The organism is Shewanella psychromarinicola, assembly GCF_003855155.1.
Classification (GTDB): Bacteria; Pseudomonadota; Gammaproteobacteria; order Enterobacterales; family Shewanellaceae; genus Shewanella; species Shewanella psychromarinicola.
Genome location: NZ_CP034073.1, coordinates 2,156,846 through 2,179,467, shown reverse-complemented (window position 1 = coordinate 2,179,467; position 22,622 = coordinate 2,156,846). Strand labels below are relative to the sequence as shown.

Here is a 22,622-nt window from a genome sequence, read left to right as displayed (position 1 = left end):
GGTTTAGTTTTTTGCAACTTAGCGTTAAGAATTAGGCTTTTGGTTTTGGCAGTGGTTTTGGCAGTGGTTTATTGGCTAAATGAAAGTGGACTAACATCAGTAAACGAAACAGTGCTTTAAGCTTACGATCTTGATCAAGCTTACCTGCGTTAATCAGTTTTTGCAGCAGCGTTATTTTCAGGTACAGATTTTTAACCAGCACATCACTTGGCTCACCTAAATACTTATCAAACTCTTTATAACCCTCAATGGTGCGCGACGCTAACTTACCCTGGCGAATATGTAATCCCGACAGCATCGCATGTTCAAACGCTTTGGTTTCTAGGCCGTTAATAATGTCTGCGGTGCTAACAGCTTGCGCTACACCATCAACAAAAAAATGGATGTTGGCTTCAATTTCAAATTGCAGCGCATGGGTATCATGACGCACGTTATCAAACCTGGTGCGCTCTTTATCGACAAAATCAAACAGGACTTTCCATAGTGACATGTGCAGAGCTCCGTTCTAAATGAGAGTTTAAGCGATGGTGATTAGTGCTCGTTGCTAAGAATGCGAGTGGCTAAGAATGCGAGTGCCTAAGAGCACTCATTGTTAGCGACTACTTTAGCCATTGATTCTATTTAACATTTTACCTTGCTGAAAATGGCGCACATTCTCAATGGCAATATTGAGTAGATTTTGTCTGGCTTGTAATGTCGCCCATGCAATATGCGGCGTGATGCTAATATTGGCGGCACTGAGTAGTGGATTACTCGCACTCGGTGGCTCAGTCGATAATACGTCGACTCCGGCAAAGCCATTATGGTCATTTAACCATTGGGCCAAATCTGCTTCATTAATTAAATCACCACGGGCAGTATTAATCAGTAAACAACCGGATGGAAGTAAAGCTAAACTGGATTTATTCATCATGTGTTTGGTTAATGGATTAAGTGGACAATGCAGTGACACAATATTGGCTTGGGTTAATAACGTCTCCAGTTCACACCAGTGAACGCCCTTGGGTAAAGCGGTTTTAGGTTTGGCACTGGTGATCAACACCTTCATGCCAAACGCCACGCCTAATGTTGCCACTTGTTGGCCAATATCGCCATAACCGACAACACCTAAGGTTAGGCCTTTTAGCGAGGTTAATGGGCTTAAGGTAAAACAAAAATCTCTATTAGCAGCCCACTCTCCAGCTTTAACAGCTTGATTGTGTAACGCCACCTGTTGATGATGATGCAAAATATGCGCAAATACCATTTGTGCCACAGCATCTGGACCATAGGCAGGAATATTGGTAACGCTAATACCCTGCTCTGTCGCCGCCTCAACATCGACCACATTGGTGCCGGTCGCGAGCACACCGATGTAGGTTAACCTGGGCAGTTGTTTTAAGGTCTCTGCGCTTAACAGGGTTTTGTTGGTCAGTACTATATCTGCTTCGTGACAGCGATTAACCACCTGATCGAGTGTTGTATGATCGTAAATATCACACTGGCCTAGCGCTTCAAGCGCCTGCCAACTCAAATCACCTGAGTTAAGTGTATAACCATCTAATACCACTATTTTCATCACGTACTTCAGTCCTTTGCTTGGTCTACTCTCAGTGTAAAATTAACGCATTCCACGCGAGGTTTTTATGCGTTCGTAAGCGACTTGAATATCTTGAGCTTTGGTTTTAGCCAACTCCATCATTTCAGCTGGTAACCCTTTTGCCACAAGCTTGTCAGGATGATGTTCATTCATCAATTTTCGGTAGGTTCGTTTAATATCTTGATCGCTAGCAGATTCTTTTACCCCGAGTAACAAATAGGCATCAATCAGCGAAATTTTATTACCTTGCGGCGCCTGATGATGGCTAAACTCTGCTTGCCAACGAGCCAGTAAGGCATCAAGTTGTGCACCAAGACCAAGTTTAGCGGCAATCACTGACAATATTTGTTTTTCATTTGCATGTAATTCACCATCAGTCAAAGCAGTTTGAATTTGGATTTCCAAAAACATCTGCGCCAACTCAACCCGGCCTTGTGTGGCTTGTCGAAACAGTTCTAGCTGCTTGAGTAAATCAAAATCCGCTTGGCGACCTTGACGAAAAGCGGTTTGCGCATCGACACGTGATTGCCCAGACAGCTTCATTTGATCCATTAACAGAGTCGCAATGCGAACATCAGTTTCGGTCACCCTCCCAGAGGCTTTGGCTACATGACCCATAACTGCAAAGGTGGAATTAAAAAACATCGCCTGACGTTCACTACCTTTACGAATTAACGACTTAAATCCTTGGCGTTTATCAAAAGCATGACCTAACCATAACCCTAATATTGCCCCGAAAAAACGCCCAAACATAAACCCAATGATAAACCCAAAAATTTTACCCCAAATTCGCATTTTTTCTTCCACTATATTTAAAATAATTACGCCACTGTGCGCCCATCATTTGACCTAACTTAAGGCAACAACAAAGAGACTAAACGTGTTTGTAACTGTTCAAGTCGCTCGAGTGTTCCTACGTCACACCAATAAGCATTAAAATATTCACCATAGATCCGCTGTTGGGTAATCGACTGTTTCAATAACGGTCCCAAAGCATGCTTACCTTGAGGCAATGCGCTAAATAATTGAGGATGATAAATCCCCAGTCCAGCAAATGTTAACCTTTGTTCATCCTGCAAGGTTAATTGCCCTTGCGCAGCAATCGAAAAATCGCCTACCGGATGGTGGTCTGGATTGTCGACTAACCATAAATAGCCCAAGGCATCACCTTGGCTCACTCGCTGATAAGCCGCGGTCATATCGGGCAAGTGATCGATAAAAATATCACCATTGATCACTAAAAAAGGCTCGTCACCCAACAAAGGTAATGCTTGCTTTATGCCACCGGCGGTTTCTAACGCCGTGGTTTCTTCACTGTAGCTAATCTGCAGTCCCCAACGACTCCCATCGCCTAACATTTCAGGTAACTTATACCCTAACCAAGCTTGATTAATTACCACGTCGGTCACACCGATTAACGCCAATTTTTCTAAGTGATATTCAATTAAGGGTTTACCCGCAACACTCACTAACGGCTTAGGTAACGAGTCGGTTAATGGTCGTAAACGCTCCCCACGTCCCGCAGCTAAAATCATCGCTTTCATGCTTCGCTTACCGCCTCATTGATGATCTTATGGTTTACTAACGGTAAAATCACCTTTTTAATCCATACGCCAAAATCAGCAATTTGTGGGTATTGCATCCCAATATCAGCTATATACTGTAAGGTTAATGGAATATCAGCTAGATAACCGTCTTTGCCATCACGATGGTATAAACGCGCAAAAATACCTGCCGCTTTAATGTGGCGCTGTAAGCCCATTAAATCAAACCATTGTTTATAGGTTGAAAACTTAACCTCTTTAGCCATCAATTTATGATCTATTGCAAGTTGATAGTGATACCTCATCAAGTGATCAATAATATCGTCTGGCCAACGCACGTAACAATCGCGCAGCAATGATACCGCATCATAAGTCACCGGCCCATGCACCGCATCTTGAAAGTCGATAACCGCTAATGCATGATCATTTATCAGTAAATTACGGCTATGGTAGTCACGGTGCATCCCCACTTTGGGTTGTGCAAGCACATTTTGGGTCAACGCACTAAACGTTGACGTCACCATTTTTTGCTCATTGTCCGTCAATACGTAATCTAAATGTTTGTTTAATAGCCAATCAACAAAAATAGCTAACTCTCTGGCCACAAATGCACCATCGTAATCTGCTAACGGTCCATTTTCGGTATCGGTCACAGTCGCAATCACCGGGAGTAAATTTAATGCCTGCTGATAATAGTCGGCTACATTGTCTTTATTGAGCACCGACAATAGTTGTAACTCACCCACATCAGTTTGCAAAACAAAACCATACTCATCGCAGGTTGCAAGCACTTCGGGTACCAGTAGCCCAACGCGTTGGTAGGCCTTTGCTATTGCAACAAAAGGGGCGATGGGCACTAAATCGATGGGCGAATCAGAGACAATATAATGGTTATCTTGATGATGAATACGAAAATAGCGTCGAAAACTGGCATCACCACAGATCAAGTTAATGGCAACTCCATCGCCGAAATATTGGTTTAACCAGTCACTTAACGCGATAAATCTTGGATCAGATAAAATCATCTCAATGGCTCTTAACGAAAAATTGCTTTATTATAGCCAGCATAACATTTGGAAACAGCTAAAGAATGGAATGTTTCATTTAGCTGAGTATCTTTTCTCTCCAAAACTTTTCCAGCATCAGAATTCATAAATTATTGACAACAATGCAGATCCGTTATTTTCTGGCATTATGCCTACTCCCAAATATCGTGTTGGCTGATGAGCCAACAACGACACCAGCGCCTGCGTTGCAATGCGTTGTAGTTCCTCCGGTTTCTCGTTCATTCGAAGACCGCGCAGCATTAACTGGCATCTCAGACGATCAGATTGTTATCATTAGCGATCAATCCACCGTAGCTTACAATAACCAGGCTGAGTTTTCGGGTGATGTGAGTTTCAGCCAAGGACGTCGTCATATTGCCGCTGACAATGCCGTGCTGGATCAAAAGCAGCAACGTTTAAATGCAAACGGTAACCTTATATTTAAAGATGAGTTATTTACCATCACCGCAAATTCATTAGAAGCACAAATGAGCGCCAATAATGCCACTCTGAAAGGAGCTCAATATTGGTTACATGGACAACAAGTGCATGGTGACGCAGAAAAGCTTCAGATCACTTCAGACAATAATCTATTGCTGACAAAAACTAACTTCACTACCTGCCCTCCCGGTGATGAATCATGGTTACTCGAAGCTGAAATGATCAAAATTGATAGCGAAGAAGAATGGGGCGAAATTTGGAATGCCAAACTGCGTATTGCCAACATCCCAGTGTTATACATTCCGTATATGACGATCCCAGTGTCAGATAAACGTAAATCAGGCTTTCTATTCCCTAGTTTTAGCACGAGTACCACCAACGGCGTTGAAATTAGTACCCCGTATTATTGGAATATCGCGCCAGAATTTGATTTAACGTTTACGCCAGACTATATGTCATCTCGTGGTTTATACACCAAAACTGAATTCAGATATTTGGCGGGTGAACGTCAGAATGGCCAAGTTAATTTTGAATATTTAGGCAGTGATAATAAGCTCACTAATAACGCAAATCGTTACCTTTACCACTGGAGTCATCAAGGTGCGGTGAATGACAATTGGCGGGTAAGAGCAAATTATACAGATGTATCTGATAATAATTATTTCAACGATTTAAATTCCGACGTCAATCAGTCAACCGACAACCAGTTATCACGTATTGGTGAAGCCAGTTATTTTGAACGTGACTGGGACTTCAACATGCGAGTACAAGACATTAAAGTACTTGGCGAAGATGAAAAACCGTATCAAGTGATGCCACAGTTAAACTTTAACTATCGTTCTGCAGACATTATTAATTCTATCGACTTCAGGTTTAATTCTGAACTGACCAATTTTCGACATCAAGATAACGAGAACAATACAGCAACCCGCTTACACTTAGTGCCCAGCTTAATTTGGCCAATTCAAGGACCTGCAGGCTCGTTTACCAGTGAAGTTAAATTACTGCAAACTCAGTATTGGCAACAAAATATCGACGACGACTCAACATTAGACGACAGTATAAGCCGCACGATTCCACAAGCGCGTTTACATGGTCAGGTCAATTTTGAGCGGGCAACACAACTGTTTGACGAGCAATACCGTCAAACGCTCGAACCCCAGATCCAATATCTTTATGTCGGCTATGAAGATCAATCCAATATTGGTATTTATGACACCGCACAATTGCAAGAAGACTATTATGGTTTATTCCGCGATCGCCAATATTCAGGTTTAGACCGCGTGGCAGATGCCAACCAGTTTACCTTAGGTTTCACCACTCGTTTGTTTGATCAAACTAACCGCGAAAAACTTAAGTTTAGCGTGGGTCAAATCATCTATTTAGAAAACTCAAAAGTCAGCATTGAAAATACCTACGAAGAAGCCACTCAGTCAACGTCGGTCTTGGCAGCTGAATTAGATGCCCAGTTATACAACGATTGGTTTGTCAGTGGTTCGGTTCAGCACGATACTGAAACGGGTAAAAATAAAAAGAATGAAGTCACCTTAGATTATCGTCCAAGTAATGACAGATTATTGCAACTAAGTTATCGTTATGTACCCGACTTGCTCAATACCAACACCAATGACCAAGTAGATATTTCGCAGGCTGGTGTGCGTGCATCGTGGCCCATTAGTGACAACTTATATTTTGTGGGTAACTTCTATTACGACCTCAATGAATCTCGTAGTATTGAAACTTACACTGGCGTGCAATACGAATCATGTTGCTGGGCATTGCGTCTGAGTTATCATTATCGTATCAAAACCAACTACGATGATGATTTATCAGAAACCATTGACGGACGTGAAGAGTTTGAAAGCGGTGTTTACCTGAACTTTGTCATTAAAGGCTTAGGGGGATCGGGTCCGTTAGGGGTCGACGACATGTTAAATGAAGGCTTATTTAACTACCGTAAACCACTTTACTTGAGGAATTAGCATTCTTTTGTGATAGATTGCTGAACCTAGCGATAAACTCATAGTCCAATAACAACAAACACGCTGTTGTGTATGAAGTAGTAACCTTATTTTGGCGATGTATCGCCAGTTTATATTGAATCGAATGTGCCAAGGATTTTGTGGATGAAACACAGTAAAAAAATAATTTTTGCATTACTAGCACTGGCTGTGAGCCATACCAGTGTTGCAGCACCAATGCCATTAGATCGCGTATCAGTACAAATTAATGATGGTATCATTCTTGAAAGTGAAATAACCAACATGGTTACGACTGTTAAAGCCAATGCTAAAGCAGCGAAACAAACATTACCCTCTGATGATGCTTTACGCACTCAAGTTATTGAACGCCTTATTTTAACCCATTTGCAAATGCAAATGGCTGAACGTATCGGCTTACAAATTGGTGATTTGCAATTAGACCAAACCATTGCCAATATTGCTAAAGAACAAAAAATGACCGTTGCACAAATGCAACAATCGATTGAAAGTGAAGGCACCAGCTTTAGCCAATATCGCGAACAGTTACGTCAAGAAGTCACCCTAGGTGAAATTCAGCGCATCCAAGTGCAACGCCGTATTCAAGTGTCGCCACAAGAAATTAGCGGCTTAGTTAAATTAATTCAAGAACAAGGCTTAAAAGATGTTGAGTTCCAAATTGGTCACATTCTGATTGAAGTGCCAAGTAGCCCAACCAGTGAACAACTCGAAAGTGCTAGCAGTCGTGCAGATATCGTGCTTAAACGTTTAAATGGTGGAGAGGATTTCCGTAGCACAGCTATCGCGTCTTCATCAGGTCCTAAAGCATTAGAAGGCGGCATATGGGACTTTATGAACATTAACGAAATGCCGACCTTGTTTGCAGAAGTGATTAATACCGCAAAAAAAGGCGACATTATTGGTCCGATTAAATCGGGTTCCGGCTTTCATATTATTAAAGTAGTAGACACTCGTGGTTTGCAAACCCAAGAAGTTGAGGAAGTAAAATCACGCCACATTCTACTCAAGCCATCGCCAATCCTATCGGAAGATCGTGCTAAAGCAATGTTGGCCAACTTTTTAACTCAAGTTCGTTCTGGTGACGCTGATTTTGCTAAATTAGCCAGTCAGTATTCAGAAGATCCTGGTTCTGCTGCTAAAGGTGGCGAATTAGGTTGGGCAGACCCAAGCATGTATGTGCAAGAGTTCTCTCAAACCCTTTCGAGTCTTCAAGAAGGTCAATTCAGTGAGCCATTCCGTTCAACGCACGGCTGGCATATTGTTCAACTTGAATCGCGTCGTACAACCGATGCAACAGAGCAATTTAACAGCAACCGTGCTCATCAATTAATCTTCCGTCGTAAGTTTAATGAAGAGTTACAAACCTGGTTAGACGAAATGCGTTCTGAAGCGTATATCGAAATCGTTGAGCCAGCAAGCAAACGAGGCTAAGCAAAATTAATGACTAAACGTATTGCCATCACCCCAGGTGAACCAGCAAGTATTGGTCCCGACTTAGTCATCAAACTCGCTCAACAGGCCTGGCCTGTTGAGTTAGTTGTCTGTGCCGATCCCAATTTACTCATCACACGAGCTAAAATGCTTGGACTGCCTTTACAACTCAGGCCTTATCAACCATCGCAGCCACCGAAACCACAAACGGCAGGAACATTAACCATTGCTCCTTTTACATTAGCCGAAGAGGCTAAGTGTGGCGTGTTGAATGAAGCAAACAGTGCCTATGTAGTAGAAACCTTGCGTTATGCCGGTGAAAAAAATATGTCGAATGAATTCGACGCCGTCGTAACCGGTCCCGTACATAAAGGGATTATTAACCAAGCGGGTATCCCGTTTAGTGGTCATACTGAGTATTTTGCACTGCAAGCCAACTGTGCTGATGTGGTGATGATGTTGGCCGCGCCTGGTCTACAAGTGGCGCTAATGACCACTCATATTCCACTGGCCTACGTTGCAAAAGCGATTACTCGCGACCGATTGCATCATATTATTACTATTTTGCACCGCGAATTAGTCAGCAAATTTGGTTTAGGCTCACCTAAAATTTATGTCTGTGGGCTCAATCCACATGCAGGAGAAGACGGTCACTTAGGTCGTGAAGAAATTGATACCATCATACCGGCGCTCAATGAGTTACGAGAACAAGGCATGGATATTGTTGGCCCGTTGCCAGCAGATACCTTATTTCAACCTAAGTATCTTGAACAAGCTGACGTCGTATTGGCCATGTATCATGACCAAGGATTACCTGTGCTTAAATCATTAGGATTTGGCAAGTCGGTCAATATCACCTTAGGTTTACCTTATGTTCGCACCTCAGTCGATCATGGCACCGCGCTCGAGTTGGCTGGAAGTGGTAAAGCAGATTGCGGCAGTTTTACCTGTGCATTAAACAAAGCCATCGAATTGGCCTCAAAAAGTAAGTAACCCATTTTAATGAGTAATAAAGTACATTTAGGCCACACGGCCAGAAAGCGTTTTGGACAGAACTTCTTAACCGACCAAGGCGTGATTAGCAGTATCGTAGGCGCTATTGCTCCAGATAATAATCATGTTATGGTTGAAATTGGACCAGGCCTAGGCGCCTTAACTGAGCCTGTTGCAGATATGATTGATAACCTAACCGTGGTTGAATTAGATCGCGACTTAGTTAAACGCTTACAATATCATCCAATACTTAAAGACAAGCTAACCATTCACCAAGGTGATGCGTTACAGTTTGATTTTGGTCAGTTGCAACAAGCTGGCAAAAAAATGAAAGTGTTTGGCAATCTGCCTTACAATATTTCAACACCACTTATGTTTCATTTGTTTGAGTTTGCTGAACAAATAGAAACCATGCATTTTATGTTGCAAAAAGAAGTGGTCCTGCGCTTATCGGCGAGCCCAGGCACTAAAGCTTACGGCCGTTTAACCGTAATGGCACAATATTATTGCCAAGTGGTACCCGTATTAGAAGTGCCACCGGAAAGCTTTACCCCGGCGCCCAAAGTTGACTCTGCAGTGATTAGATTATTGCCTTTTGAAGTCAAACCTTGGCCGTGTAAAGATGTCCACGTATTAAGGCACTTAGTCACGACAGCATTTAATATGCGTCGAAAGACGTTGCGTAATAATTTGAAAACATTACTGTCAGACGAAGACTTTGTAACACTGCAAGTTGATTCGAGTTTGCGTCCAGAGCAAATTAGTGTCCCGCAATATGTGGCAATGGCTAATATGCTGTGTGACAAAAAAGATTAATCATAAGGGTATGCATAAAGAGCATGCCCTTTCGCTTTAGGATGTAATATGAGCCAAGTTAAATCGCCTATTAAAATTAAAATCGACACCCAATATTTAGAGCAACAATCAGATGTCGCTGATAATAAATATCTTTTTAGCTATACCATTACCATCATCAATCTAGGTGATAACAAAGTGACCCTTAAAGACCGTCATTGGATTATCACCAATGCTGACGGCAAACAGAATGAAGTAAAAGGCCCTGGTGTAGTCGGAGAAACACCCACTATTGCGCCTAATACTGCTTACCAATATACCAGTGGTACAGTGATGGAGACGCCAGTGGGCTTTATGCAAGGATTTTATGGTATGGAAGATCATAAAGGAGAGCGTTTTTTAGCGACCATCCCACCTTTTCGCCTTGCTGTCCCGGGGATACTTCAATAACTGATGGCCCATTATTTTGTTGGCGATGTTCAGGGCTGTAATTCCGAATTACAACTATTACTCCAAAAAGTAGCGTTTAATCCATCCAAAGATCAACTTTGGGCAGTGGGCGATCTTATTGCCAGAGGGACTGAATCGTTAGACACTCTGCGTTTTTTCCAGTCATTACAAGATTCTGCTAAAGTGGTGCTCGGTAATCATGATCTACATTTATTGGCTCTGCACGGAAAATTAAAGCGAGCTAATCCACAAGATCATCTTGAAGCGTTACTCAATGCACCCGATATTGATGGTTTGGTTAATTGGATCCGCCAACAACCGTTAGTCAGAACCTTGCCCGAACATAATATCATCATGACCCATGCCGGCGTGCCTCCTCAGTGGGATATAGCAACCCTTAAACATGAAGCAAAGCAAGTTAGCTTAGCATTGCAGCAAGACGATTATTTAACCGCATTAATTGCCCAAATGTATACCAACGATGCAGAACAGTGGTCGCCCACATTAACCGGTATCGACAGACTACGTTACGGTATTAATGCATTAACTCGGATGAGATTTTTGCACCTCGATGGTCATCTTGATTTTAAGTGTAAATCACCGCCAAGCGAACAACACTCAGCCCAATTACGTCCATGGTTTGAATTTCCATCAAAAACAGTACCACAATACACCTTAGTCTTCGGTCATTGGGCTGCATTAATGGGCCAGACTAATAATGCGCGCATTCTCGCATTAGATACGGGCTGCTGCTGGGGAGAACACTTAACCTTATGGCATCTTGAAAAGAATGAAAAAATCACTCAAAAAAAGTTAATTTAACGTTAAACTAAAGTAGCATTTAGCCGATAGTTAACTGTAGCGTTTATTACCTTACCATCGATACAACCACCCTTTAATAAATTCGATATTCTAATATACGATCGCACTTACAAGATAAAAATCAGCATCAAATAATAATAATAATAGCCGGAGTACTGTATGAAAATAAATGTAGCGACTAGAGTCATTGGCGGTTTTACTGTGGTGACGCTGTTACTGATGGTCCTCGGTGGTGTTAACATGCTGAGTAATAATAGTATTAAAGATGGCACGACGATTCTTAAGACTATCAGTTTACCTGCACTTGAAACGACGAGTATTTTAAGTGAGAACCTAAGCACCCAGCAAATTGAAGCACTATTCGCTTATTACAGTACTCATTCATCGAAAATTCCAGCGATAGAAAAAAAGCTAACCGACTTAGATAACACATTTGAATCCGATCTGACTCGTCTAAACACATTAGTTAAATCCCAGTCACAACTGACAACACCTCTGATAGGTCTCACTAAAAGCTACCGTGCTTATGAAAAAAGTGCCGTAACCATGCTCGCAGAGCGTGAAAGTGCGCTGAGTCAACAAGAGCAATTACTTAGTCTACGCAGCAATTTCGAAAATTCCGCTGACGATGCATCATCGATATTACTGGATATCATTGACCTTGAAACCAGTGAAAACGATACAGAAAAAAGCCTCGCTGCCACAGCAAGCGCCATTGACAGTACTTTTATCAATATGATCAGCACTATTTATGACCTTGTGGCCGCTACTGAACAAAGCAAATATGACCTGATCATCAAAGAATTGGATTACTTGACCAGTGAAGCTAAGGCTAAACTTGACTACATTAATCGTCAAGGTAACGGTATTGTAAGTAATTCAACCTTAGAAGATCTCACCACTGAATCAGCGAAAGTGCTTATATTACTGAATGGAGCAGATTCGATTCAGGCATTGAAACAAAAGCAACTAAATCATGACTTTGCTGCCGCCAAAATGCTTGCTGACACTAAAAGTGCAGCAAAAACCGTCAATAAAAGAATGACAGTGCTCGCTAAATCAATCGATAACTTTGCCATAGAGATCAGTAACGCAGCCATTGAAATTATCGATTCAGCAACCATTAAAACTTTATTAGTGGTATTAATCGCCATCATTGTCGCCATTATTGTCAGTATTGCAGTGGTAAAACCATTAACCCGCTCGTTAGAAAAAGTCAATAAAGCCCTGAATGTATTGGCATCAGGTGATTTAACCCATAAATTGGATGACACAGGTCACGATGAATTTGCAGAATTAGCCAAAAACTGCAACAGGTTAGTCGACAGTCTCCGCAGTCTTATTGTTGGAATTGTTGATCGCTCAAACCAATTAGCGGCTGCGGCTGAAGAAACCTCTGCAATTACCTCGCAGACAACCATTGGTATTCAAGAGCAAAAAAGCCAAGTTGATCAAGTCGCGGCGGCAACCACAGAGCTGAGCTCAAGTGCACAACAGGTGTCAGTGAGTGCAGACCAAGCACTCAATGAAATAAAACAAGCCGACCAGGAAGCTCAGCACATGCGTGTGCTTGCAGAAGAAAGCAAAAACACCATCCTCGCGCTTGCTGAAGAAGTCGCTAAAGCCGGTATTGTCATCAACAAAGTGCATTCCGATAGTGCTTCTATTGGTTCGATTTTAGATGTCATTCGTGGTATTGCTGACCAAACGAACTTACTTGCCCTGAATGCCGCGATTGAGGCCGCTAGGGCCGGCGAACAAGGGCGAGGTTTTGCTGTTGTTGCTGATGAAGTGCGTAACTTGGCGTCGCGTACCCAGCATTCAACCAGTGAAATTCAACAAATGATTGAAGTGTTGCAAGTCGGCACTCAAGAAGCTGTGGTAGTAATGGAACAGAGTCGAGGCCAAGCCAACAGCTGTGTTGAAAAGAACGAGCAATCTAATATTGCCTTGGAAACTATCAGTAAGTCTGTTCACAAAGCCTTTGATTCAGGTAACCATATTGCTCAAGCGGCACAAGAGCAAAATATTGTTAGCCAACAAGTTTCAGAAAAACTCGAGCACATTGCTGCTATTTCCGAAGAGACATCGACGGGAGCAGACCAAACAGCACAATCGAGTCACCAAGTTGCTGTGCTTGCTGAAGAGCTACAAGCCTCTGTACGCGAGTTTAAAGTGTAAAAGCAATCATGGTATTGCACGACAACAAAAAAGGCCTACAAGGCCTTTTTTGTTTAGTAGAATAACGTCATGAAGCACACGATATAATCTACACATATAATATGCGCTAAACAGATAATGCGATCTAAAATGATAATATGATCTAAACAGATAATATGCTCTAAACAGATAATGCGATCTAAATACCTAATATGATCTAATACCTATTACGATGTACGTATATTGTGCTGATAAATGCTTGCCGTAGAATAAAAAATGCCGACAAATAATGTCGGCATTTTTTTATATTATCGTACTCATTCGATGACTGATGATACATCATCAGAATCCATCAACGGGGCGGCTTAACCGCCTATACGTTCCTTGATCGCAGCACTAATGGCACTTGCACTATGGCCATTTTCTGCAGCCCAATCTAAAATGGTTTTACCATCAGCTTCAGGTGCAGCAAGATCAGATGTTGGCATCCGCTTCGCAATATATTCACCGGTATCATCAGCATTCGATTTGTAGGCAGTACGCAATAAACTGCTGCCATCACAAGAAATGCTTGAGTAAACATTACGTAATTTAACACGGTTCTCTTTCATTTTTTTACGTAAACGGTTTTTATCGTCTGATTGTACATAATTACAAATATTTGCAACTAATTGATCTGTATCGGCGATAACAGGGGCTGACACAGAAGATGCTGCAATCAGGGCTGCAATAGCCACAGGCAATAGACGCATCTGACACTCCTTTCTAATTATAGTTATTTAGCAATGAACTTAGCTTATTGTGTAAATAGCCAGTTCATCTAATTTCAGGGTTAAACGCTGCTAATTTAACACTTTTTGTGTAAAGTGTTAAAACTATATTGCAATCCTTTGTCGTTTGTTGCACTTTCTGAGTTCTGTAAAACCCAAGAACCATCATCCCAATCAGGAAAGACGGTGTCACCATCTACATCTACATCAATAAAAGTAAGATAAAGAACGTCGGCTTTAGGCAATATTTGTTGGTAAAGCTGACCGCCGCCAATCACCACGATTTCATCACAATCACCAGCAAGGGTAATAGCCTCATCAAAACTTGTCACGCAGGACACACCCTCAAAACTCAGCTGACTATCACGGCTAATCACAATATTATGCCGTCCAGGCAATGGCCGCCCGATTGACTCAAATGTTTTGCGGCCCATCACCACGGGTTTAGATAGCGTCATGGCCTTAAAGTGGCGTAAATCTTCGGGTAAATGCCAGGGCATTTTATTGTCTTTACCAATGACTCGATTGTTAGCCATAGCAGCTATCATCGCGATACGCATTATATCAAAATCCTTGTCGTTAAATAATCGGTCTGTTGCGATAGTAAAGTAAGCTAGGTAACGCTAACCCAACAGCAAGCGCACCTAGAATAAACACCGTTTTTAACCCGTTTACGATGACCTGAGCGCTGAGCTCTGGACTGACTTGGCTTTGTGCCGTTAATTGAATTAATGCGATGACAGTATTGAATGCGTAGGTACCTGGCACCATAGGAATAATAGCCGCCACGGCGTACATCAATGGTGGCGCAAGGTGACGTTTAGCGAACTGAATGGTGATCAAGCCAACAATCGCAGCTGCAACAAAGGTCGCCCATTCAATTGGCATTGAAAAATTTAATAAAAAAGTTCTTGAACTATGACCTATGGCACCCGCTATGGCGCAGTAGATTAAATAGCGCTTAGGGACATTAAACACCATCGCAAAACCGACTGCGGGTATCGCCGAAAAAAAAGCATCATGTAACAGTAAACTCAGCAGGGATAACATTAAAAAATGCCCCCCAGTTGCATTGCAATGGTAACAACCGATGCTAAGGTTAACATTAAAAAATGCCCCCTAGTTGCATTGCAATGGTAATACCAATAACCGATGCTAAGGTTAACAAGGTCGCATGGCCCCAACGAGAAATACCCACATTCATGTGGCCTTTAACCATATCAGAAATGGCATTAATCAGTGGAAATCCTGGGACAAGCATTAACACGCTTGCCGCCATTGCCGCTTGAGGCGTTTCGGTAATAGAGGAAATGTAGCCAATTTGGGCAATGCCAGTGATCACAAACGCGGTCAGCGAGAAGTTAACTAATAAATTGAAATGCCGCGAGGCAAGAAATAACCGCACCATCATTCCAGTCGATGAGGCAAAAAATGTGATTAGGCACGCCATCAGATCACCATCAAATAAATGACAGAAGCTTGCACATGACAAACCAATCATAGGAATTACAGCAATAGCGGGGTACGATTTAGGAGTGATATGAGCGAGGCGTCTACGAACTTCATTAGCACCATAAATACCTTTTTCTGTCAGTATACAAATGCGTTGAAGTTCACAAATCACCATCATATTAATGCCATGAGCACGAATACGACGGGTCGTGGTAACGCATCGTCCTTGTACTAAGCTAGTTAATACTAATGCATTAGATGAAATCGATAACTCAATGCTAGCAAGACCGAGCGCTTTACCAAGGCGCTGGCTAATCTCTTCAACAAGATCAGACTCAGCACCATAGGCCAACAGTAGTTGCGCACAGCGCACTACAAGACGGGTAATTTCATTTTGGCTATCTTCGTACACGAAATCCTCAAATGAGCAATTTAGCGTTGGTAGATGACTTCTACATCATAATCATCATCATCAAAATCATCATCAAAGTCATCATCATAATCTTCATTGGTAATTTCTTCTTCACCACTATGATAATTATCCCATTTGAATTCGACGTCTGCATCAGGGATTATTTCTTCAACAATGGCCGGTAAACTTCTAATATAATCAAGCACTTTAATGCTTAACTCTTCAGTGCCAGTTCTGTTGAACGCTGACATGATGTACACATCACCCTGCCAATCTAATTCATTAACGATTTGATCAATCTTTTGCTGAAGTTCATCTTCAGGTATCAAATCTATTTTGTTAAACACTAACCAACGCGGTTTTGCTGCTAGCTTTGGAGAATATTTTTCAAGCTCACCTACAATGGCACGAGCAGAATACACTGGGTCGGTACCATCAATGGGTTCGATATCGATTATATGTAACAACATACGGCAACGTTCAAGATGCTTTAAGAAACGAATACCTAAGCCAGCACCTTCAGCAGCACCTTCAATTAGACCTGGGATATCGGCAATAACAAAGCTTTGACCTGGACGCGGATTAACCACTCCAAGGTTGGGTACCAAAGTGGTAAACGGGTAGTCAGCGACTTTAGGCGTCGCACGTGATACCGAGCGGATAAAGGTTGATTTACCGGCATTTGGCATGCCTAACAAACCCACATCAGCAAGCAATAAAAGCTCGAGCTTCAATGAACGGACTTCACCTGGGGTACCTAAGCTCTTTTGACGCGGGGCACGGTTAGTACTGGTTTTAAAACGAGTATTACCTAAACCATGAAAACCACCCTTAGCCACAAGTAACTTTTGCCCATTTGCAGTTAAATCGCCCAGAGACTCACCAGTGTCTTGATCAATAGCACGAGTACCGACAGGTACTTGAAGAACTAAATCTTTACCACCATGGCCAGTACAATCACGACCACGGCCATTTGTGCCACGTTCAGCCATATGAAAACGAGTAAAGCGGTAATCAATCAGTGTATTGAGGTTTTCGTTAGCTTGCAGATATACACTGCCGCCATCACCACCATCACCACCGTCAGGGCCACCATCGGGAACATACTTTTCGCGTCTAAAACTCACGCAACCGCTTCCACCGTCACCGGCTTCTACGCGAATATTCGATTCATCAACAAACTTCATACTGACTCCTGACGCCACATAATCTGTAATTATAGCCCCAAATCAATGGGGTTTGCAGGAAAGCGCTGAAGATAGTATTCATCACGATATCGCCTACTGCATATAACAAAACCATCAAACTATCTATAATAGTTTAGTGATATAAAAAACACAAAAGCCCCACCATAGGCAGGGCTTTCGAGATCTAGCTTGTAAAGAGTTAAGCTTCGATGCTAATAAACTTACGGTTATTAGCGCCTTTAACTTCAAACTTTACTTTACCGTCTGTTAATGCAAACAAAGTATGGTCACGACCAATACCTACATTTACACCAGCGTGGAATTTAGTACCACGTTGACGAACGATAATGTTACCAGCTAGAACTGATTCACCACCAAAGCGCTTAACACCAAGACGCTTACTTTCTGAATCGCGGCCGTTACGAGTAGAACCGCCAGCTTTTTTATGTGCCATGAGTTAGACTCCTAAATTATGCGCTAATCGCAGTGATTTTAACTTCAGTGAACCACTGACGGTGGCCCATTTTCTTGTCGTGATGCTTACGACGACGGAACTTGATAATAGTTACCTTTTCGCCGCGACCGTGGCCAACTACTTCAGCTACGACTTTACCGCCAGCAACTAAAGGAGCACCAACATGCACTGTTTCACCATCAGCGATCAATAAAACTTGATCGAATTCTACGGTTTCACCAGTAGCAACTTCTAATTTTTCTAAACGAACTGTATGACCTTCAGCAACACGATGTTGCTTACCGCCACTTTGAAAAACAGCGTACATGGCTATTTTACTCCAAATGACTAACACACTAACTCATATTATTGACGAGACTAGGTGCTAAAAAACTTTTAATGACAATGGGCGCGGATTCTACGCGAAGAATTATCATCAGGCAAGTCATAATTCACTCTCAAATAAAAAAGACCTTATTACTGCACACTATTCATTAATAGCTAATGTGTCATCTTTAAAATTTAGTTAACATGGTTGTGTTCATTTAGATCTACGTTTTATAGGTGAATTGAGAGTAATCCAGCAAACTATCGCAAAATCAGGATTCTGTCGGCTCAATTGTGGAAATACATACTTTGAAAAATAGCACTGATATCCTGTAAGATATGCGCTCTAATTCGATATGATTAATTAAGGGTGCAAAGCCTGTCGCCCAACAACTAGAGACTATTATGGATTTAAACGCCATTCGTCAACTGGCTGACACTGATATGCAAGCAGTCAATCAGCTGATATACAAACAACTTGAATCTGATGTAGCCCTAATCAATCAATTAGGCTTTTACATTATCAATGGCGGTGGTAAACGTTTACGCCCGTTATTATCAGTATTAGCCGCCCGAACTGTTGACTACCAAGGCGAACATCACCTTAAGCTTGCGGCAATTATTGAATTTATTCATACAGCGTCTTTATTACATGACGATGTTGTTGATGAATCGACACTGCGTCGGGGCCGTGAAACTGCCAATGCTTTATTTGGTAATAGCGCGAGCGTACTCGTAGGTGACTTTTTATACACTCGCTCATTTCAAATGATGACCGAGATCGACAACATGAAAGTGCTTAAAGTCCTTGCCCATACGACTAACGTGCTCGCAGAAGGTGAAGTTTTACAGTTGATGAACTGTAATGACCCAGATACCACCGAAGCAAACTACATGCGTGTTATCTACTGTAAAACGGCAAAGTTATTTGAAGCGGCAACTCAATTAGCCGGCGTATTAGCTAAGGTTAGTCCAGAACAAGAGCAAGCATTGGCTGACTACGGTAAATACCTCGGCACGGCTTTTCAATTAACCGATGATTTACTCGATTATACGGCTAATGCCGACGAGCTAGGCAAAAACATTGGCGATGACCTTGCTGAAGGGAAACCAACATTACCGTTAATTTACGCAATGGAAAACGGCTCTGAACAAGCAAAAAAATTGATTAGAGACGCTATTAAGCATAGCGATGGAACCAAAGTAATTGATGACATTTTAGTCGCATTAGATGAGTCTGGAGCCTTGACTTATACTCAAGAAAAAGCTCAAGTCGAAGCACAAAAAGCCATTGATGCACTGAGTATTTTCCCAGAAAATGACTACAAACAAGCATTAATTTCATTAGCTCACTTGTCGGTTAATCGCAATAATTAGCAGTAGCTAAAAACTGAATGGTTCGCGATGACATTGATTTTCTGATAACGATGTATTGAAAAAGAAGGTGTGAATATCATATTCACGCCTTCTTTTTTGTTATCAAACTTGCCAATTAATGGGTTTCTTACCCTGTTCAAATAATATTTTATTTACGCTTGAAAAATGACCGCAGCCAAAAAAACCACGGTAAGCAGATAATGGCGATGGATGTGGCCCCTGCAGCACATGATGAGGTGCGGTAATCAATCGACCTTTTTTAATCGCATGATTTCCCCAACACACAAATATAATGGGCGATGATTGCTGATTCAATCGACTCAATACATTATCAGTAAACACCTCCCAGCCTGATTTAGCATGTGAATGAGCTACCCCCTGCTCTACCGTCAGCACGGTATTTAATAATAATACTCCTTGCTTAGCCCATGGGGTCAAATCGCCGTGTTCGGGTATTACAAAGCCTTCAATATCATTACGTAATTCTTTATAGATATTCGCTAATGATGGCGGCGGTTTTATGCCTTTTTTAACCGAAAAAGACAACCCATGAGCTTGATTGGGCCCATGGTAAGGGTCTTGCCCCAATATCACCACTTTAACCTTTGACAGCGGTGTTAAATCAAAAGCCGCGAATACTTCATCATCAGGTGGATAAACGGTTTTATTATTGACCCTTTGTGAGGCTATAAAGCTTTGCAAATGTTGATAATATGCCTGAGATTGTTGTTGCTCAAACAGCTCTTGCCAATGGGAAGTCATTCAATGTATTCCTTAAAAGAAAACGACAAATTTGTGAACCACTTAGTCTTTGGTTTACTATTAACAGCTTAATCACCCTTATGAATAATATGATGCCATTACATAATAACAAAAGCACTGCTAATAACGGTTTTACCCTTATTGAACTTGTCGTGGTTATTATCATACTTGGGATCATCGCAATTATCGCTTTGCCTAGGTTCGTCGATTTAGGCCAAGACGCTAGAATAGCCAGTGTAAAAACCACTGGCGGGGCATTTTCTTCGGCAATAACCTTGGCCCATATAAAATGGGCCGCCATGGGGTATTCAGGCCCAGCAGATAATCTAGCTATTTTCAGTCAAGCTGGAACCGATGGCGAACTTGATATGAACCAATGGGGTTACCCTGCACAAAATTATCCACCTTACGAAGCTTCGCCAAGATTGAATAATGTTAATGACTGCCTTTCCGTCTGGCCTACTCTGTTGCAGGATGGTCCCAGCGTATCGAGCAGTGCTAATAAAGATACATCTGATTACCAAGCTCAATATATCAACCCAGACCAATGCCGTTATTACTTCAACTTACTACCGCTTATATCGATATATTATGATTCACGTAACGGCCAAGTGTTGGTAGATTCAGATCCCAATCGATAATTTTTTACCTGATATTTTCAATTAAAGACGTTACACTCAGTAGAAAATTAACTTACCAACAAAGTGGATCTAATGTCTGAAGCCAAAACAGAATTAACAATGTATCAAGTAGCTGACCAATTTATTGCCCTAGCCAATCAACTAAGCCAACAAGAAAATGATATTGGTAAAGTCGGTACAGCAATGAGATTTGCTTCTGCACGCTTTAATGCGTTCGAAGCCTCAATTAAATCAGCTGATCTTGCCGCTGAAAAAGATCATGCATTAGCTTGGTTTTCTGATGAATTTAAAGCCATGCTAAAAGAAAACTTAGAAGACCATATCGCTAACCCTCCTGTCGCTGCACCTGAACAAGAACAAAAAGGCGATGATAGCGTGCAACAGTTTAAAGGCGGCTAACATTCATTCTACGCACCACAGATGATTAGTTGTAACAATAATCCCTAGCAGATTACTGCTATGGATTATTGTTAATGACCGCCTTGCTCATCACTGACCACGAACTGTTGCCAAATATAAGCGTCACATGTTATCGCCTCAATTCATTCTTCACTTTTCACTTTTCACTCTAACCATTGCATTTTTTGCAGCCAATATCATTTATTAGTCTAAGCACCTCAAACGCACGCGCTATAACAGAGTGTAGATAACCCTAATAGAAAGCAGGATCAATACAATTCCAGACAGCCTATCAATCAGCTTGGCCTTTTCACGTAACCTAGGTAATACTGCTGAATGTGATAACACGAATGCAATAATGGTATACCACAAGCCATCAATAATTAACGGCGTAAGCACAATCAAACCTTGACCGGTAACGGTCTGAGCCGCTAACACAAACTGACTGAACAAGGCTAAGAAAAACAGTAATATCTTTGGGTTAAATAACGAAATAACAATACCATCTCTTGCTGCAATCCACAGACCTGTAGGTTTGCCCGCAGCCAACTTTTGCTGCATACCGCCTTTAGACCCTAGAGCCTTAATCCCCATCCACGCTAAGTAAATCGCCCCGATGATGGCTATGGTATTAAAAATTAATGGGGATGCCTTTAATACTGCGGCCAGTCCTAGTAAAGTGACTAACGCATACACACCAATCCCTATCGAATGCGCCCAAGCACACACAACGCCATGTAATCTTCCGCCACTGAGCGTATGCCTCACTACCATAGCTAAACTAGGTCCTGGGGACATTGCTCCCAAACAACAAATAGCGAGGAGTCCCAGCCAAGTACTTAACGTCATAACACCTCTTATTTACAATGAACAATCATGAGTCTTTGTACAAAATACATTTTAACAACCAGTTAAGCCGACAATGCTAATGTACTGAAACTCCACGAGATGATAAAGCATTTACACAGGAAACCTATGGCGACATTAATGATGATATTACTTTTGGTTATGTTCAGCGCCGTAGTCATACTGATTTGGGCAAAAATAAAGGGCAAACCGATCCCGACCTTAGTGATCGTTATGCTCATTTTCATGGGGATCTGTTTTGCCGGTGTTATTGCCTTTATTAATAAAGGTGAAGACTATCAAGCCTACCAAACATTGAATTGGCAGCCACTTGAACCGCAAAAAATTGCTGACTATGTGGCACAAGGAAATATCGTGTTGGTTGATATTACGGCAGACTGGTGTGTGCCCTGCCAAACCAATAAAGCCAATGTGCTTCATCGCGAGCAAGTGGTCAATACATTAAACCAACGGCACATTATCTTAATGCAAGGTAACTGGACCCGAGCTGATACTGTTATTGAGCAGTATATGGGCCTGCAAGCGGTTGCTGGTACCCCATATAATAAAGTCTATGGCCCAGCCTATCCAAATGGTATTGAGCTGCCTAAAGCACTTATTATTGACGACCTTTACCATGCTTTATCGTTAGCCAACCCGAACGGTGCTTAAGTGGCAGTATGAAAATAAAAAAAGACTGCCGCAGCAGTCTTTTTGTCATTGAGCCAATAACG

Annotated in this window: 25 protein-coding genes; 11 read left to right on the top strand and 14 right to left on the bottom strand. The window is 41.9% G+C overall.

Translation table 11 applies throughout. The annotated features are described in order from the left end of the window. Positions 1 to 31: 31 nt before the first annotated feature. From EGC80_RS09530 to EGC80_RS09510, 5 genes are all read right to left on the bottom strand, one after another. Positions 32 to 490, bottom strand: a complete 459-nt coding sequence (locus tag EGC80_RS09530) for a hypothetical protein (protein ID WP_124012328.1) — start codon at positions 488 to 490, stop codon at positions 32 to 34. Positions 491 to 604: 114 nt separating this feature from the next. Then, positions 605 to 1,558, bottom strand: a complete 954-nt coding sequence (locus EGC80_RS09525) for a D-2-hydroxyacid dehydrogenase (RefSeq protein ID WP_124012672.1) — start codon at positions 1,556 to 1,558, stop codon at positions 605 to 607. Between the two features lie 42 nt (positions 1,559 to 1,600). After that, complete coding sequence (gene djlA, locus EGC80_RS09520) at positions 1,601 to 2,374, bottom strand: co-chaperone DjlA (RefSeq protein ID WP_101034409.1); 774 nt, start codon at positions 2,372 to 2,374, stop codon at positions 1,601 to 1,603. Positions 2,375 to 2,433: 59 nt separating this feature from the next. Next, positions 2,434 to 3,123: an N-acetylmuramate alpha-1-phosphate uridylyltransferase MurU gene (murU, locus tag EGC80_RS09515; RefSeq protein WP_101034408.1), complete on the bottom strand. Its 690-nt coding sequence runs from the start codon at positions 3,121 to 3,123 to the stop codon at positions 2,434 to 2,436. Then, positions 3,120 to 4,148 (bottom strand): aminoglycoside phosphotransferase family protein, encoded by a 1,029-nt coding sequence (locus EGC80_RS09510; RefSeq protein WP_101034407.1) that lies wholly within the window; start codon positions 4,146 to 4,148, stop codon positions 3,120 to 3,122. Before EGC80_RS09510 ends, murU begins: the two co-directional genes overlap by 4 nt. Before the next feature lie 143 nt (positions 4,149 to 4,291). On the opposite strand from EGC80_RS09510, the gene lptD reads away from it, so the two are divergent. From lptD to EGC80_RS09475, 7 genes are all read left to right on the top strand, one after another. After that, positions 4,292 to 6,592: an LPS assembly protein LptD gene (gene lptD / locus EGC80_RS09505; RefSeq protein ID WP_124012329.1), complete on the top strand. Its 2,301-nt coding sequence runs from the start codon at positions 4,292 to 4,294 to the stop codon at positions 6,590 to 6,592. A gap of 144 nt (positions 6,593 to 6,736) precedes the next feature. After that, positions 6,737 to 8,041 (top strand): peptidylprolyl isomerase SurA, encoded by a 1,305-nt coding sequence (gene surA / locus EGC80_RS09500; RefSeq protein WP_124012330.1) that lies wholly within the window; start codon positions 6,737 to 6,739, stop codon positions 8,039 to 8,041. A 9-nt stretch (positions 8,042 to 8,050) separates the two neighbouring features. Continuing rightward, complete coding sequence (pdxA, locus tag EGC80_RS09495) at positions 8,051 to 9,034, top strand: 4-hydroxythreonine-4-phosphate dehydrogenase PdxA (protein WP_101034404.1); 984 nt, start codon at positions 8,051 to 8,053, stop codon at positions 9,032 to 9,034. Positions 9,035 to 9,043: 9 nt separating this feature from the next. Next, entirely contained in the window at positions 9,044 to 9,850 is an 807-nt protein-coding gene (gene rsmA, locus EGC80_RS09490; protein ID WP_101034403.1) for a 16S rRNA (adenine(1518)-N(6)/adenine(1519)-N(6))-dimethyltransferase RsmA, read from the top strand. A 48-nt stretch (positions 9,851 to 9,898) separates the two neighbouring features. Beyond that, positions 9,899 to 10,279 carry a Co2+/Mg2+ efflux protein ApaG gene (apaG, locus tag EGC80_RS09485; protein WP_101034402.1) on the top strand — a complete coding sequence of 127 codons (381 nt, stop codon included), beginning with the start codon at positions 9,899 to 9,901 and terminating at the stop codon, positions 10,277 to 10,279. 3 nt (positions 10,280 to 10,282) lie between these two features. Further along, positions 10,283 to 11,101, top strand: coding sequence for a symmetrical bis(5'-nucleosyl)-tetraphosphatase (locus tag EGC80_RS09480; RefSeq protein WP_124012331.1), 819 nt, complete (start codon positions 10,283 to 10,285; stop codon positions 11,099 to 11,101). Between the two features lie 159 nt (positions 11,102 to 11,260). Beyond that, positions 11,261 to 13,282: a methyl-accepting chemotaxis protein gene (locus EGC80_RS09475; RefSeq protein WP_124012332.1), complete on the top strand. Its 2,022-nt coding sequence runs from the start codon at positions 11,261 to 11,263 to the stop codon at positions 13,280 to 13,282. A gap of 344 nt (positions 13,283 to 13,626) precedes the next feature. Here the strand turns inward: EGC80_RS09475 and EGC80_RS09470 are convergent, their stop codons facing one another. The 7 genes from EGC80_RS09470 to rplU form a co-directional block, all read right to left on the bottom strand. Next, entirely contained in the window at positions 13,627 to 14,013 is a 387-nt protein-coding gene (locus tag EGC80_RS09470; RefSeq protein ID WP_101034399.1) for a DUF3718 domain-containing protein, read from the bottom strand. Between the two features lie 95 nt (positions 14,014 to 14,108). Next, positions 14,109 to 14,591: a type 3 dihydrofolate reductase gene (folA, locus tag EGC80_RS09465; protein WP_124012333.1), complete on the bottom strand. Its 483-nt coding sequence runs from the start codon at positions 14,589 to 14,591 to the stop codon at positions 14,109 to 14,111. A gap of 19 nt (positions 14,592 to 14,610) precedes the next feature. Beyond that, on the bottom strand, positions 14,611 to 15,081 hold the full coding sequence (locus tag EGC80_RS09460) for a threonine/serine exporter family protein (protein ID WP_101034397.1): 471 nt from the start codon (positions 15,079 to 15,081) through the stop codon (positions 14,611 to 14,613). Between the two features lie 55 nt (positions 15,082 to 15,136). Next, the gene (locus tag EGC80_RS09455; RefSeq protein ID WP_101034396.1) at positions 15,137 to 15,895 is read right to left on the bottom strand and encodes a threonine/serine exporter family protein; all 759 of its coding nucleotides are present in this window, start codon (positions 15,893 to 15,895) and stop codon (positions 15,137 to 15,139) included. 20 nt (positions 15,896 to 15,915) lie between these two features. After that, positions 15,916 to 17,082: an Obg family GTPase CgtA gene (cgtA, locus tag EGC80_RS09450; protein ID WP_101034395.1), complete on the bottom strand. Its 1,167-nt coding sequence runs from the start codon at positions 17,080 to 17,082 to the stop codon at positions 15,916 to 15,918. Positions 17,083 to 17,281: 199 nt separating this feature from the next. Next, positions 17,282 to 17,536: a 50S ribosomal protein L27 gene (gene rpmA / locus EGC80_RS09445; protein WP_006080527.1), complete on the bottom strand. Its 255-nt coding sequence runs from the start codon at positions 17,534 to 17,536 to the stop codon at positions 17,282 to 17,284. A gap of 16 nt (positions 17,537 to 17,552) precedes the next feature. Further along, positions 17,553 to 17,864, bottom strand: a complete 312-nt coding sequence (rplU, locus tag EGC80_RS09440; protein WP_011638532.1) for a 50S ribosomal protein L21 — start codon at positions 17,862 to 17,864, stop codon at positions 17,553 to 17,555. A 404-nt stretch (positions 17,865 to 18,268) separates the two neighbouring features. Here rplU and ispB point away from each other — a divergent pair, with 404 nt between their 5' ends. Beyond that, positions 18,269 to 19,240, top strand: coding sequence for an octaprenyl diphosphate synthase (ispB, locus tag EGC80_RS09435; RefSeq protein ID WP_124012334.1), 972 nt, complete (start codon positions 18,269 to 18,271; stop codon positions 19,238 to 19,240). Positions 19,241 to 19,342: 102 nt separating this feature from the next. On the opposite strand, the gene ung is transcribed toward ispB, so the two are convergent. Then, complete coding sequence (gene ung / locus EGC80_RS09430; protein ID WP_124012335.1) at positions 19,343 to 20,002, bottom strand: uracil-DNA glycosylase; 660 nt, start codon at positions 20,000 to 20,002, stop codon at positions 19,343 to 19,345. 89 nt (positions 20,003 to 20,091) lie between these two features. Between ung and EGC80_RS09425 the strand changes: the two genes are divergently transcribed. Both EGC80_RS09425 and EGC80_RS09420 read left to right on the top strand, forming a co-directional pair. Beyond that, positions 20,092 to 20,643 carry a prepilin-type N-terminal cleavage/methylation domain-containing protein gene (locus tag EGC80_RS09425; protein ID WP_372491490.1) on the top strand — a complete coding sequence of 184 codons (552 nt, stop codon included), beginning with the start codon at positions 20,092 to 20,094 and terminating at the stop codon, positions 20,641 to 20,643. Between the two features lie 72 nt (positions 20,644 to 20,715). Beyond that, positions 20,716 to 21,042, top strand: a complete 327-nt coding sequence (locus EGC80_RS09420; protein WP_101034392.1) for a DUF3144 domain-containing protein — start codon at positions 20,716 to 20,718, stop codon at positions 21,040 to 21,042. A gap of 231 nt (positions 21,043 to 21,273) precedes the next feature. Here EGC80_RS09420 and EGC80_RS09415 read toward each other — a convergent pair whose 3' ends face one another. After that, complete coding sequence (locus EGC80_RS09415; protein WP_124012337.1) at positions 21,274 to 21,891, bottom strand: LysE family translocator; 618 nt, start codon at positions 21,889 to 21,891, stop codon at positions 21,274 to 21,276. A gap of 138 nt (positions 21,892 to 22,029) precedes the next feature. On the opposite strand from EGC80_RS09415, the gene EGC80_RS09410 reads away from it, so the two are divergent. After that, a complete protein-coding gene (locus EGC80_RS09410; RefSeq protein ID WP_372491488.1) occupies positions 22,030 to 22,560 on the top strand; it encodes a thioredoxin family protein in 531 nt (176 codons plus the stop codon). The last annotated feature ends 62 nt before the right edge of the window (positions 22,561 to 22,622 follow it).